The sequence below is a fragment of the Thermodesulfobacteriota bacterium genome, assembly GCA_040755095.1.
Classification (GTDB): Bacteria; Desulfobacterota; Desulfobulbia; order Desulfobulbales; family JBFMBH01; genus JBFMBH01.
On the sequence record JBFMBH010000124.1, the window covers coordinates 1 to 14,362 of the forward strand.

6 protein-coding genes and 1 pseudogene are annotated in these 14,362 nt (G+C 67.7%); all 7 read left to right on the plus strand.

Annotated elements, in window-relative coordinates; genetic code table 11:
* Positions 1-1,048 (plus strand): acetyl-CoA decarbonylase/synthase complex subunit delta (locus AB1634_15665; GenBank protein ID MEW6220951.1); only part of this gene is annotated, 1,048 nt, incomplete at its 5' end.
* Positions 1,049-1,100: 52 nt separating this feature from the next.
* Entirely contained in the window at positions 1,101-3,305 is a 2,205-nt protein-coding gene (gene acsB, locus AB1634_15670) for an acetyl-CoA decarbonylase/synthase complex subunit alpha/beta (GenBank protein MEW6220952.1), read from the plus strand.
* A 171-nt stretch (positions 3,306-3,476) separates the two neighbouring features.
* Positions 3,477-4,832 carry an acetyl-CoA decarbonylase/synthase complex subunit gamma gene (acsC, locus tag AB1634_15675; protein ID MEW6220953.1) on the plus strand — a complete coding sequence of 452 codons (1,356 nt, stop codon included), beginning with the start codon at positions 3,477-3,479 and terminating at the stop codon, positions 4,830-4,832.
* 34 nt (positions 4,833-4,866) lie between these two features.
* Positions 4,867-9,045, plus strand: coding sequence for a formate dehydrogenase subunit alpha (fdhF, locus tag AB1634_15680; GenBank protein ID MEW6220954.1), 4,179 nt, complete (start codon positions 4,867-4,869; stop codon positions 9,043-9,045).
* Between the two features lie 161 nt (positions 9,046-9,206).
* A complete protein-coding gene (locus AB1634_15685) occupies positions 9,207-12,239 on the plus strand; it encodes an FAD-dependent oxidoreductase (protein ID MEW6220955.1) in 3,033 nt (1,010 codons plus the stop codon).
* Positions 12,236-12,634 (plus strand): annotated as a pseudogene (locus AB1634_15690) (hydrogenase iron-sulfur subunit). The gene AB1634_15685 and the pseudogene AB1634_15690 overlap by 4 nt, the downstream one beginning before the upstream one ends.
* Positions 12,635-13,306: 672 nt before the next feature.
* Complete coding sequence (locus tag AB1634_15695; protein MEW6220956.1) at positions 13,307-14,308, plus strand: transglycosylase SLT domain-containing protein; 1,002 nt, start codon at positions 13,307-13,309, stop codon at positions 14,306-14,308.
* Positions 14,309-14,362: the final 54 nt, after the last annotated feature.

Here is a 14,362-nt window from a genome sequence, read left to right on the forward strand (position 1 = left end):
CGAGGCCGAGGCCAAAGCGGCGGCGGAGCAGGCCGCCGCTCCGGCTGCCCCGCAGGCCGTTCCCGGCCTGGCCACCGAAACCGTGCCCCTGACCGAGCGGGCCAAGCGGGTCGCCCCGGACGCCTACACCGAGAAGTACAGCGGCCGCATCCGCACCGTCACCCTGGGCGCCGGCCCCAAGGCCCTGGCAGCCGGCGGCGCCTCGGCCCTGCCCTTCCATCTCTTCGAGGGCGAGATGCCCCAAAAGCCGCTCCTGGCCATGGATGTCCTGGACATGGCGCCGGAGGACTGGCCCCAGAGCCTGACCCGCCATTTCGCCGGGGTCCTGGACAATCCCGTGGCCTGGGCCAAGCAATGCATCGACACCTGTCAGGCCGAGGCGATCTGCCTGTCGCTGGCCAGCACCGACCCCAACGGCCGCAACCGGCCGGCCGCCGAGGCGGCCAAGACAGCGGCGGCTGTGGTGGCGGCCCTGGACGTACCGGTCATCCTCTGGGGCTGCGGCAACGCCGACAAGGACACCGAGACCTTGCGGGAGGTGACGGCGGTGATCGGCGACAAGAAGGTCTGCCTGGCGCCCCTCACCGATGCCAACTACCGCTCCCTGGGCGCTACGGCCATGGCCTTTGGCCACACCCTCACCGCCTCCTCGCCCATCGACGTCAACCTGGCCAAGCAGCTCAACATCCTCCTGGAGAACCTGGGCGTCTCCCTGGACAACGTCCTGGTGGACCCGTCCATCGGCGGTCTGGGCTACGGCATCGAGTACACCTACTCGGTCATGGAGCGGATCCGGCTGGCAGCCCTGACCCAGAAGGACGAGAAGCTCCAGGTGCCGTTCATCTGCAACCTGGGCCGGGAGGTCTGGAAGAGCAAGGAGACCCGCCTGCCCACCGATGCCGTGCTGGGTGATCAGGAACGGCGGGGGGTGCTCATGGAGGCGATCACGGCCGTTTGTATGCTCATGGCCGGCGGCGAGGTGCTGATCATGCGGCATCCCACCGCGGTGGCCCTCACCAGGACCCTCATTGACGGCCTGTCCGCCTGAAGCCAGCGGCAGGACGCGCATTCTCCAGAACTCTCGGCGAAGGAGCATAACGATGTCACGGATCATCTGTTCAGCGGCCATCCGGGGCGCCCACAAGATCGTGGACATGGCCCAGGAGCGCTATGAGGCGGCGGTCAAGAGGTTTGGGGCCGAGCACGAGGTCGCTTTTCCCAACACCGCCTATTTCCTGCCCATCATCTATTCCATGCTGGGCGCCAAGGTGGAGCGGCTGGGGGACATGGCCGACATCTTCCAGGAATGCCGGCGGCTTCTGCCCATGAACGTCCGGGAGGAGGTCTGGCTGCCCTACCTGGCCCCGGCCCTGGATGCCGGTATGGCCACCTTCTTCGCCGAGGAGATGTTCGAGGCGGTCCGCTACCTGGAGGAGCCCAACCTCTACACCAGGACCGAGGATCCGGCCGCGGACAACATCTGGCTGGGAGCGGCGGACGACATCATCTTCCGCAAGCGGGGGGTGGAGTTCGTGGACGGCACCGCGCCGGGCTTTGCCGCCATCATGGGCGCGCCGCCGGACAAGGAGACCGCCAGCCGCATCGCCCTGGAGCTGCAGGAGAAGAACCTCTACATCTTCATGCACGACCAGACCGACGGCCGGCGCATGCCCGAGCTGCTCAGGGCCAACGGGGTGCAGATCGGCTGGGGCACCCGGCTGGTCCCCTTCGGTGCCAGCTACACCACCGCGGTGTTTGCCATCGGCTTCGCCTGCCGGGTGGCCATGGCCTTTGGCGGCGTCAAGCCCGGCGACTTCCGTTCCAACCTCCTCTACAACAAGGACCGGACCTTTGCCTTTGTCATGGCCTTCGGCCCGGTCTCCGACGAGTGGTACGCCAACGCCGCCGGCGCCATCAACTGGGGCTTCCCCACCATCTCCGATTACGACATCCCGGAGGTGCTGCCCACCGGCATCTGCACGTACGAGCACGTGGTCAGCCGGGTGCCGCATGCGGAGATCGTCCAGAAGGCCATCGAGGTGCGGGGCCTCAAGGTGGCGGTCACCAAAATCGACATCCCCCTCTCTTACGGTCCCGCTTTCGAAGGCGAGCGGATCCGCAAGGACGATCTCTATATGGAGTGCGGCGGCGGCCGCACCAGCGCCGTCGAGCTTCTGGTCTCCAAGGAGATGGACCAGGTGCAAGACGGCCTGGTCACGGTGGAAGGGCCGGACATCAAGGACATCAAGGAAGGTGGCCGGCTGCCCCTGGCCATCCTGGCCGAGGTGGCGGGCCGGGAGATGCAAAGCGACTTCGAGCCGATCCTGGAGCGGCAGTTCCACCACCTCATCAACTACATCCAGGGCATCATGCACATCGGCCAGCGGAACATCATGTGGATCCGGGTCGGCAAAGGGGCGGTGGAGAAAGGCTTCTCCTTCGCCCACGTCGGCAAGGTGCTCCACGGCAAGCTGCACCAGGAGTTCGGGGCTATCCTCGACAAGGTGCAGGTGAAGATCTACACCACCCTGGACAAGGTGGAAGAGGTCCAGGAGCTGGCCCGCCGGGTCTACGCCGAGCGGGATGCCCGCCTGGGCGACATGACCGACGAGACCGAGGAGACCTTCTACTCCTGCACCCTGTGCCAGTCCTTTGCCCCCAGCCACGTCTGCGTCATCACCCCCGAGCGGGTGGGCATGTGCGGCGCGTACAACTGGCTGGACGGCAAGGCCTCGTTCCAGATCAACCCCACCGGCCCCAACCAGCCCATTGCCAAGGGCGAGTGCCTGGATCCTGTGCTGGGCAAGTTCGCCGGCATCAACGAGTTCGTGGCCCAGGCCTCCCGGGGTGCGGTGGCCGAGGTCAGCTGCTATTCCCTCATGGTCGATCCCATGACCGCCTGCGGCTGCTTCGAGTGCATCGCCGCCTATCTGCCCAACGCCAACGGCATCATGATCGTCAACCGGGATTTCATGGGCATGACCCCATCCGGGATGAAGTTCACGACCCTGGCGGGCATGGCCGGTGGCGGCAACGTCACCCCCGGCTTCCTGGGGGTGAGCAAGCATTTCATCTGCAGCCGCAAGTTCATGAAGGCCGAGGGCGGCCTCAAGAGGGTGGTCTGGCTGCCGAAGATGCTCAAGGACGAGCTCCGGGACAAGCTCACCGCCCGGGCCAAGGAAGAAGGGGTGCCTGACCTGTTGGACATGATCGCCGACGAGACCGTGGGCACCACCGAAGAGGCGGTCCTGGCCTTCATGAAGGACAAGGGCCATCCCGCCCTGACCATGGAGGCGGTGGTCTGAAAGGCGACGGCTTGACGCTGTGGACCAGGGCATGGAGTCCATTTTGTCCCTGACGTCCATCCCGTCCATCTCGTCCGATCTGGGAACAGCACCAACAGCGAACCGCGAAGCGACACGGCCGGTGCCTCACGATTGCCGTGACCGGCAGGCCGACCAACGAGGAGAAGGACCATGGCACTGACTGGCATTCAGATCCTGAAGATGCTCCCCAAGAAGAACTGCGGGGAGTGCGGCATCCCCACCTGTCTGGCCTTTGCCATGAAGGTGGCGGCGGCTCAGATCGAGATCGGCGCCTGCCCGTACGTCAGCGACGAGGTGAAGGCCACCATCGGCGAGGCCTCGGCGCCGCCGATCCGGACGGTGAAGATCGGCGGCGGCGACCAGACCCTGGCCGTGGGCGGCGAGACCTGTCTGTTCCGGCACGAGAAGCGCTTCGAGAACCCCACCGGCATTGCCGTGCTGGTGACCACCGCCATGGCGGATGCCGAGGTGGGCGGCCGTCTGGAGCGGTTCCGCACCTTGCGCTACGAGCGGGTGGGGGTGCTGCTGAAGGCGGATCTGGTGGCGGTGCAGGATGCCACTGCAGACCGCGCCGCCTTCACCGCCCTGGTGGGCCGGGTGCTGGCCGAGGCCCCGGATGCCAAGCTCATCCTCATGGCCGATGACGGCGAGACCCTGAAGGCCGGCGCCGCTGCCTGCGGCGAGCGCAAGCCCCTGCTGTACGGCGCCACCAAGGCAACGGTGGCAGGGCTCTTGGGCCTGGCCAAGGAGAGCGGCTGCCCGCTGGCGGTGCGGGGCAGCAACCTGGACGAAACGGTGGAGATGGCCGACGGCCTGGTGCAGGCCGGCTTCAAGGACCTGGTGCTGGACACCGGCGCCCGCACCGTGCGGGCCATGTTCGAGGACTCGGTGGTCTGCCGCCGCAGCGCCATCCGGAAGAAGTTCAAGCCGTTGGGCTTCCCGACCATCACCTTCCCCTGCGAGGCGACGAGCGACCCCCTCCTGGAGGCGATGATCGCCTCGGTGCTCATCGCCAAGTATGCCGGCATCGTGGTCCTGTCCGACCTTCAGGGGGACATCCTCTTCCCCCTGCTCCTGGAGCGGCTGAACCTGTACACCGATCCCCAGCGGCCCATGGTGGTGCAGGAGGACATCTACCCCATAGGCGGCCCGGGCGAGGATTCGCCGGTGCTCATCACCTGCAATTTCTCGCTGACCTACTTCATCGTCTCCGGCGAGATCGAGGGCTCCAACGTCCCTTCCTGGCTGCTGATCAAGGATACCGAGGGCCTGTCGGTGCTCACTGCCTGGGCAGCCGGCAAGTTCGGGGCCGATCTCATCGCCGCCTTCATCAAGAAGAGCGGCATCGAGGGAAAGGTCAAGCATCGGGAGCTGGTCATCCCCGGGTATCTCGCCACCATCCAGGGCGAGTTGGAAGAGGAGCTGCCGGGCTGGACCATCACCATCGGCCCGCGGGAGGCGGGGCACCTGCCCCTCTTCCTCAAGGAGTGGCGGCCGGCGGCCTGATTGCCCCGGCCATGGGGTAGGCGCAGGGAAGAGCATGGCTGACATCGTCCTGACCATCAACGGCCAGACCGTGACGGCAACCGCCGGGAGCACCCTCCTGGTCGCCGCCCGCGAGGCTGGCATCACCATCCCCACCCTGTGCCACCTGGACGGCCAGACCTCGGCCAGCCCCTGCGAGCTGTGCGTGGTCAGCGTCGAGGGCGAAGGCGAGCTGGTCCGCGCCTGCACCACCACGGTTGCGCCCGGCCTGGTGGTGCACACCGACTCCAAGGCGGCGGTCGCCCATCGCAAGCGCCGGCTGGAGGCCCTGTGCTCGGTCCATTTCGGGGACTGCAAGGCGCCCTGCAACCTCACCTGCCCCGGCCAGATCAATGTCCAGGGCTACATCGCCCACGTGGCCCGGGGCCAGTACGAAGAGGCGGTGCGCCTGGTCATGGAGCGCAACCCCTTGCCCTTTTCCGTGGGCCGGGTCTGCCCCCGCTTCTGCGAGACCCGCTGCCGCCGCATCCTGGTGGACGAGGCGGTCTCCATCAACCACCTCAAGCGCTTCGTCGCCGACTGGTGCATGGAGCGGCGGATCGATCTGCGCATCCCCAAGGATCCGCCCACCGGCAAGAGGGTCGCCGTGGTCGGCGGCGGCCCGGCCGGTCTGTCCGCCGCCTTCTTCCTGGCCCGGAAGGGCCACGAGGTGACCATCTTCGAGTCCCTGCCCAAGCTGGGCGGCATGCTCCGCTACGGCATCCCGGAGTACCGGATCCCCAAGAAGGTGCTGGACTACGAGATCGCCCAGATCCTGCGCCTGGGGATCGAGGTGCGGCCCAACCAGGTGTGGGGGACCGATTTCACCCTGCAGAATCTGCAGGAGGAGGGCTTCGACGCCACCTTCCTGGGTATCGGCGCCTGGCAGGACGAGCGCCTGGAGGTGCCAGGCAGCCAGCTGCCCGGCGTCTTTGCTGCCACCTGCTTTCTCATGTCTGTTGCCATCGGCGCCGGCCTCAACATGGGGAAAAGGACCGCGGTCATCGGCGGCAACAACATCGCCATGGAGGCGGCCCGCTCCCTGCTGCGGCTGGGGGTGGACCAGGTGACGGTGATCTACCCCCGCGCCCGGCTGGAGATGCCCGCCAACCAGCGCGCCATCGACGAGGCCGAGCGGGAGGGGGTGCAGTTCTTGCTCATGGCCCAGCCCACGGCCATCTTCCACGAGGACCGGAGCCTGCGCCTGGAGCTGGCCCGGATGAAGCTGGGCAAGCCGGACGACAAGGGCGTCCGCCAGCTGGAAGTGATCCCCGGTGCCAAGCTCAATCTGCGGGTGGACTCGGTGGTTACCTCCCTGGGGCAGACCGCCTGCCGCACCGGCCTGCGCGGGGAGCTGGAGGCGCTCCTGGAGCTGGGGCCCAAGGGCACGGTCAAGGCCAGTCCCCGCACCTCCCAGACCAACATTGAGGGGGTGTTCGCGGCTGGCGATGCGGTCTCCGGACCCCGCTCCGTCATCCAGGCGGTGGTGGGAGGCCGGCGGGCGGCGGAGAACATCCATGCCGCGGTCATGGGCAGCGGCAAGGAGCCGCCGGAGAGCCGCTTCAACATCACCCGGGGCAAGGGCTTCGACGACGTCGATTTCAAGAGCTTCGAAGGGATCAGCATCAAGCTCCGGGAGAAGATGCCGGAGCGGCCACCGGCCATCCGGATCCAGGACTTCGACGAGGCCCGGCTGGGCTTCACCGAGCGGATGGCCCTCACCGAGGCCAACCGCTGCCTGCGTTGCGGCTGCACCGCCTTTGACCGCTGCGCCCTGCGGGAGGAGTCGGTGATCCACGGGGTGGATCCCAACAAGACCGGCATGGGCCAAAGGCCCGCCTACCCGGTCGACGACACCCACCCGGTCCTGGTGGTGGATCGCAACAAGTGCATCTTCTGCCAGCGCTGCCAGCACAGCTGCCCGTACGGGGCGCTCACCGTCACCGCTGCCGAGGTGGATGCCGGCGGCCGGCCCCATGGCCTGACCCTGGCCTTTTCCGAAGCCTGTGTCGCCTGCGGCAAGTGCGTCGACCACTGCCCCACCGGCGCCCTCAACAAGAAGGACGTCACGGTGCCAGTGACCGGGGAGGAGGTGCGCACGGTCCGCACCGTCTGCCCCTATTGCGGCACCGGCTGCAACACCGTGGTCAAGATCAAGGGCGCCACCCTCATGGAGGTGAGCGCCGATCCGGCCCTGGCTCCCAACTTCGGGGATCTGTGCGTCAAGGGTCGCTTCGGCAATGCCTTTGTGCAGCATCCGGACCGGCTGACCAGCCCCCTGGTCCGCCGCAGCAAAGGGGGACCCCTGGAGCCGGCTTCCTGGGAGGAGGCGGTGGGTCTGGTGGCCGAGGCCTTCCACGCCATCGTCGCCGAGTCTGGTCCGGATGCCCTGGCGGGTCTCGCCTCGGCCCGCTGCACCAACGAGGAGAACTACGCCTTCCAGCGCTTCTTCCGCGCCGTGATCGGCACCAACAACGTCGATCACTGCGCCCGCTACTGTCACAGCCCCACGGTGGCCGGTCTGGCCGCAGCACTGGGGTCCGGGGCGATGTCCAACGACATCGCCGGCATCGAGGACAACGACGCCCTCTTCGTCATCGGCTCCAACACCACCGAGACCCATCCCGTGATCGCCCTGCGCATGCAGCGGGCCGTGCGGCGGGGGGCGGCGCTCATCGTGGCCGATCCGCGGCGGATCGGCCTGGTGGACGATGCCCGCCTCTGGCTGGCCATGCGGCCGGGCACCGATGGCGCCCTGGTGGGCGCGCTGTGCCACGTCATCATCCGGGACGAGTTGGCCGACCGCGCCTTCATGGCCGAGCGCACCGAGGGCTACGAGGCGATGGCCGCCGCGGTGGCGGGCTGCACCCCCGCCTGGGCGGCCGAGATCACCGGCGTGCCTGCTGCGGCCATCGAGGAGGCGGCGCATCTCTTTGCCAAGGCCGAGCGGGCGGGCATCTACTACACCATGGGCGTGACCCAGCACACCTCGGGCACCGCCAATGTCCAAGCCCTGGCCAATCTGGCCCTTTTGACCGGCAACCTGGGCAAGAAAGGGGCGGGCCTCAACCCCCTGCGGGGCCAGAACAACGTCCAGGGTGCCAGCGACATGGCCTGCAGCCCGGGGTTCCTGCCCGGCTACCAGCGGGTGGACGACGACCAGGCCCGGAGCCGCTTCGAGGCGGTCTGGGGCCGGCCCTTGCCGGCCAAGCCCGGCCTCACCGCCACCGAGATGACCGAGGCGGCCTGGCAGGGCCAGCTGCAGGGCTTGTGGATCATGGGCGAGAACCCGGTGCTCTCCGATCCCAACAGCAGCCATGTCCGCCAGGCGCTGCAGAAGCTGGAGCTTCTGGTGGTGCAGGACATCTTCCTCACCGAGACCGCCGAGCTGGCGGACGTGGTGCTGCCGGCGGCCTCCTACGCCGAGAAGGATGGCACGTTCACGAACACCGAGCGCCGGGTGCAGCGGGTGCGCCGGGCCCTGCTTCCCCCTGGTGAGGCCAAGGACGACCTGTCCATCATCAACCTGGTGGCGGCACGCCTGGGCTATGGTGAGCCGCCGCCGGTCTATGCCCGGGGGCTCCGGGGGGCGCGCAGCGCCAGCCAGGCCGGGGCGGTGGTGCCCCCCACAGCGCAGGAGATCTTTGCCGAGATCACCCGGGTCTGGCCGGCGATGGCCGGCATGAGCTACCAGCGTCTGGAGGCGGGCGGCCTGCAGTGGCCCTGCCCGGAGCCCGACCATCCCGGGACGCCGTACCTTTTTGCCGGCGGCTTCCCCCGGGGCCGGGCCCGCTTCACACCGGTGTCCTGGACCGGGCCCCGGGAGCGGCCAGATGCGGAGTATCCGCTGGTGCTCACCACTGGCCGCGTCCTCCAGCAGTACCACACCGGCACCATGACCAGACGTTCGCCGCTTCTCGAAAACCAGGCGCCGGAGCCCTTCGTGGAGATCCATCCCCAGGATGCCGCGGCCCTGGGCATCGACCAGGACAGCCTGGTGCGGGCCACCACCCGGCGGGGCAGCATCGTGCTGCCGGCCCGAGTGACGGAGCGGGTCTCCGCCGGGGTGGTGTTCATCCCCTTCCATTACCGGGAGGCGGCAGCCAACCTGCTGACCAACGACGCCCTGGATCCGGTGGCCAAGATCCCGGAGGCCAAGGTGTGCGCCGTGCGGCTGGAGGCCGTGGAGGAATGAATATCGAATAGCGAACAGAGAATGTCCAACCGCAGAAGGGACCGGCCGGACTGATCAGAAACGTCAACGACCGGTCCCTTCAGTCCTGGAAATTCCTTGTTGGGCATTCTGCGGTTCAGTTGGCTCTTTCAGCATGGAGGCAGTGTGACGACATGACACAGATGCATGAGACGAGACCAGGGGCGGTGCTGGTCCTGGGCGGCGGAGTGGCCGGCGTTCAGGCGGCCCTGGATCTGACCGAGCTGGGCCACTACGTCTACCTGGTGGAAAAGTCGGCCTCGGTGGGCGGGGCCATGGCCCAGCTGGACAAGACCTTCCCCACCAACGACTGCGCGCTCTGAATCCTCGCGCCCAAGCTGGTGGAGGCCGGTCGGTCTCCCAATATCGAGATTCTGAGCAATACCGACCTGCTCGCCCTGTCCGGCGAGGCGGGCCGGTTCACCGCCAAGGTGCGGATCCGGCCCCGCTACATCGATGCCGGCCGCTGCACCGCCTGCGGTCTGTGCACCACCTACTGCCCCCGCCACCGGGTGGATGACTACAACGAGGGTCTGGCGGTCACCCGGCCGATCCACGTGGACTATCCCCAGGCGGTGCCCGCCACCTACTACATCGATCCCGCGGCCTGCCTGCACCTGACGCACGGCACCTGCAAGATCTGCGTGCCGGTGTGCCGCTCCCGGGCCATCGACTTCGAGCAGCAGCCCCAGGAGCGGGAGCTGGCGGTGGGGGCGGTGATTCTGGCCCCGGGCTTCGGCCGCATTCCCGAGTCGACCCTGGCCCAGTTCGGCTACGGCAAGCACGCCGATGTCCTGACCAGCATCGAATTCGAGCGCGTCCTGAATCCTTCCGGTCCCTTCAAGGGCGAGATCCGCTGCCTGTCCGACGGCCGGCATCCGAAGCGGATTGCCTTCATCCAGTGTGTGGGCTCCCGGGACCTGGGCTGCGACAACGGCTACTGCTCGTCGGTCTGCTGCATGTACTCCATCAAGGAGGCGGTGGTGGCCAAGGAGCACGAGCCGGACCTGGACATCACCATCTTCTACATGGATCTCCGCACCCAGGGCAAAGACTTCGATGCCGCCCGCATCCGGGCCGAGGAGCAGTACGGCATCCGCTTCGTCCGCTCCCGGGTGGCGGACGTCATGCCCTGGGGCGACCACCTGCGTCTGACCTACTCCACCCTGGACAGCGGACACCGCTTCGAACCCTTCGATCTGGTGGTGCTGTCGGTGGGCCTGGAGGCCCCCAGGGATGCCAAGGCCCTGTCCGGAATCGTCGGTCTTGAGCTCAACCGCTACGACTTCTGCGCCACTGCCGACACGGCGCCTCTTGCCACCAGCCGGCCCGGGGTGCTGGTGGCCGGCGCCTTCCAGGGCCCCAAGGACATCCCGGAGAGCGTCACCCAGTCGAGCGCCGCCGCCGGCCTCGCTGCGGCGCAGCTCAAGGACGAGCGGGCCCGGGGGGTGGTCGTCAAGGAATACCCGGGCGAGACGCCCCTGGCCCCGGAGGAGGAGCCCCGGGTGGGGGTCTTCGTCTGCCACTGCGGCATCAACATCGCTGGGGTGGTGGATGTCAAGGCAGTGGCCGAGGCCACCGCCAATCTGCCCGGGGTGGTGTACTGCACCCAGAGCCTGTACAGCTGCTCCCAGGACGCCCAGGAGGTCATCAAGCAGAAGATCCGCGAGCATCACCTCAACCGGGTGGTGGTGGCGGCCTGCTCGCCCCGCACCCACGAGCCCCTGTTCCAGGAGACCCTGAAGGACGCCGGCCTCAACCGCTGCCTGTTCGAGATGGTCAACATCCGGGACCAGTGCTCCTGGGTGCATGCCAATGAGCCGGCCGCGGCCACGGACAAGTCCCGGGAGCTGGTGGAAATGGGGGTGGCCAAGGCCCGCCTGGTGCAGCCCCTGCCGGAGCAGACCGTGCCGGTGACGCCGGTGGCCCTGGTGATCGGCGGTGGGCTCGCGGGCATGACCGCAGCTCTTGCCATCGCCGGCCAGGGCTTTGCCTGCCACCTGGTGGAGCGGGCAGACGAGCTGGGGGGCAACCTCCTCTGGCAGACCAGGACCCTGGCCGGCCACGACCTGGTAGCCTTGCGCCAGGAGCTGGTGGCCAAGGTCCGGAGCCATCCCCTGCTCACCGTGCACACCGGCACCGAGGTGGAGCAGGTGGACGGCTACATCGGCAACTTTGGCACCGTGCTCAAGGCCGGCATGACAACACAGACCATCGAGCACGGGGTGGTGGTGCTGGCCACCGGCGGCCGGGAGCACCGGCCGGACCGCTACCTCCTGGGCCGCTCCCCGCACGTCATCACCCAGAAGGAGCTGGCGATCCGCCTGGCGGCGGGCGACCAGGCGCCGGCCTCGGTGGTGATGATCCAGTGTGCCGGCTCGCGGGGGGATGATCTGGCCTATTGCAGCAAGACCTGCTGCAACGAGGCGGTGCAAAACGCCCTGGCGCTCAAGGCGGCCAATCCGCAAAGCCAGGTGGTGGTGCTCTACCGGGACATGCGCACCTACGGCTATGCCGAGGACTCTTACCGCCAGGCCCGGGAGCAGGGCGTGCTCTTCGTTCCCTACGAGCTGGCTGCGCCTCCCCGGGTAACGGAGCAGGGCCCGGGGGTGCGGGTCACCTTCGACGATCCCATCCTGCAGGAGGAGGTCACCATGAGTCCGGACCTCCTGGTGCTGTCGGTGGGCATCGTGCCCAACGACACCGAGGGCCTGAGCCGGCTCCTCAAGGTGCCGGTGAGCCAGGACCGCTTCTTCCTGGAGGCCCACGTCAAGCTGCGGCCGGTGGAGCTGTCGGTCTCCGGGGTCTACCTGTGCGGCCTGGCCCATTCGCCGAAGCCGGTGGACGAGATCATCGTCCAGGCCCAGGCGGCGGCGGCCAAGGCCACCATCCCCCTGGTGCGCGGCCGGGTGACGGTGGAGCCCACGGTCTCGGTGGTGGATCAGGCCACCTGCATCGGTTGCGGCCTGTGCGAGAGCCTCTGCCCGTACAAGGCCATCGTCATGACCAAAAAGGACAAGGCCAAGAAGGCCGAGACCATCGCCGCCTCGTGCAAGGGCTGCGGGATCTGCGCCGCCCACTGCCCCACCTTCGCCATCTCCATGGGCGGCTTCACCAACGATCAGATCCTGGCCCAGATCCGGGCCTTCGGCGAGACGGAAAAGGAGACGGTATGACCAAGGACGTCTTTTCGCCCCGCATCCTGGGCTTTTTGTGCAACTGGTGCTGCTATGCGGCGGCAGATGCGGCCGGGGTGGCCCGGTACCAGTACCCCCCCAACCTGCGCACCATCCGGGTGATGTGCACCGGCCGGATCGATCCGGCCTTTGTCATCAGCGCCTTTGCCGAGGGCGCCGACGGCGTCTTCACCGGCGGCTGACAGCTGGGCGAATGCCATTACCAGGTTGGTAATTACGACGCAATCGGCATGGCAGCGCTGGTCGCCAAGCTCCTGACCGGGGCTGGCGTGCACAAGGAGCGGTTCGGCCTGGAATGGGCCTCGGCCGCGGAGGCCCCCCGCTTCGTGAAGCTCATCACCGGCTTCACGGGCCGGATCCGGGACCTCGGTCCCCTGGGCCAGGCGCCGGGAGAGGATCCGGCCCAGGTGCGCCAGGGCCTGGCGAAGGCCCTGGCCGCGGCCCGCAGCCAGAAGCTGCGGGTGGGCTTCGGCAACGCCGCCAAGGCCTTCCGCAAGGACAAGGACCTCTCCACCGACCACATCCGGGCCGTGGTGGAGGACAAGACCGCCAAGGCCCTGGCCGCTGCCTTCAAGGACTGAATCAGCCTTTATTCCTCTGGCCCTGGCGACCGCCAGGGCCAGAGGATGGTCCCAGCCCCCTCCCGGTGCCTGGCGGTTTTCCAGAGCCTCCTTCCGTTTTTCTCGCCAAATCAATTCGTTGTGATCGAGATTTCCCGCGGGCTTCCCGCCGGTCGGCGGCTGCTGCTGCCCCGGGCGGCAGCCAGCCTGCGTGGTCCCCCCCGGCCGCATCGCGCTCTCTTCAGACCGCGGCGTGCGCAAAAATGAATGAGATTCATTTTTTTGGTTGACCCTGGAAGGTAACCACGATAAACCTGCGGTTGCGTCCGTGGAGTCCAGAGCTGCCTCGGGTGGTCCTGTGCCCTTCGCCGTCCAGCCTGCGGGCTGGCCTGGTTTTCGACCGGCAAGAATGACGACGCCCTGACGGAGCCTCCGGGGAAGGTTGCGGCAGGGGAGCAAACTCTATACCAAAACGAGGTGTGAGCCATGAGCGAGCAAGGACACCATCCCGCGGCCGCCAACTGGGACATGAACAGCCTGATCAAGATCCTGTCTGTCGTGGCCCTTCTTCTCCTGGTCATCTTCTTCTGGTCGGACAAGTACAAGGCGATGCAGAAGGACCTCTCCGGCCGGATCGCCGCGCTGGAGACCCAGGTCAGCCAGAAGGAGAGCACCATCCAGGACCTGGGCCAGCAGGCCGCCGGCCTCCGGGCCAAGATGGAAGAGGAGGTCACAAGGCTCTTTGACAAGAACAAGAGCCTGCAGGATCAGGCCTTTGCCGAAAAGGCTCGGCTCTTGGCGGAGTTCGACACCGAGCGGGACCGGTGGCGCGCCTCCCGGGAGCGGCTGCAGGGGCTGCAGGAGCAGTGCGAAGCGGCCGGCAAGGACTGCGAAGACAAGCGGCAGGCCCTGGAGACCGAGCGGCAGCAGCTTCTGGACAGCTTCCGCAAGATGGTGGAGTACGGCGGCGCGGCCCAGACCGTGGAGGCCATCCACGACGAGATCATCACCTGGATCCTCAACGAGAAGCAGCACTCGGTCTACTGCTACCCGTCCCTGGCCAAGAACATCGTCAGCCTGGCCAAGGAGACGCCGTACCCGCTCTTGATGTTCGCCCTGGCCTCGGCGGGCAGCCAGTTCAACCCCACCGGCGCCACCGACGGCCCGGGGATGGGCCTGTGGAAGATCAACGCCAAGTATGTGCCGGAGCTGCGCAAAGAGGGGATCCTGGAGATCGAGCGGGAGCTGTATGACCCGGCCATCAACATGAAGGCCGCTGCCTATCTCCTGGGCAAGGCCGAGATGACCAACCTCGATTCCCTCCTGGACGAGTTCCACGGGGCGGCCAACCCCGAGTTCCGCCAGAAGGTGAAGACGATGCTGGGCGAGCTGTGGACCCTGTACTTCTTCGCCATGCAGCGGACCCGGGCCGAGATCACCGCCCAGGTGCTGGGCGCCCACGCACCGCTGCCCGCCTCGGCCCGCTGAGGCCCGGCGGTACCGCGCGGTTCAGGGGCACCCCTCCCGGGGGGGGGGGGGGGG

Bases quoted from the DNA above. Each gene is read 5' to 3' on its own strand.
- acsC (MEW6220953.1), top strand. From the start codon at position 3,477: ATGGCACTGACTGGCATTCAGATCCTGAAGATGCTCCCCAAGAAGAAC.
- fdhF (MEW6220954.1), top strand. From the start codon at position 4,867: ATGGCTGACATCGTCCTGACCATCAACGGCCAGACCGTGACGGCAACC.
- acsB (MEW6220952.1), top strand. From the start codon at position 1,101: ATGTCACGGATCATCTGTTCAGCGGCCATCCGGGGCGCCCACAAGATC.
- AB1634_15695 (MEW6220956.1), top strand. From the start codon at position 13,307: ATGAGCGAGCAAGGACACCATCCCGCGGCCGCCAACTGGGACATGAAC.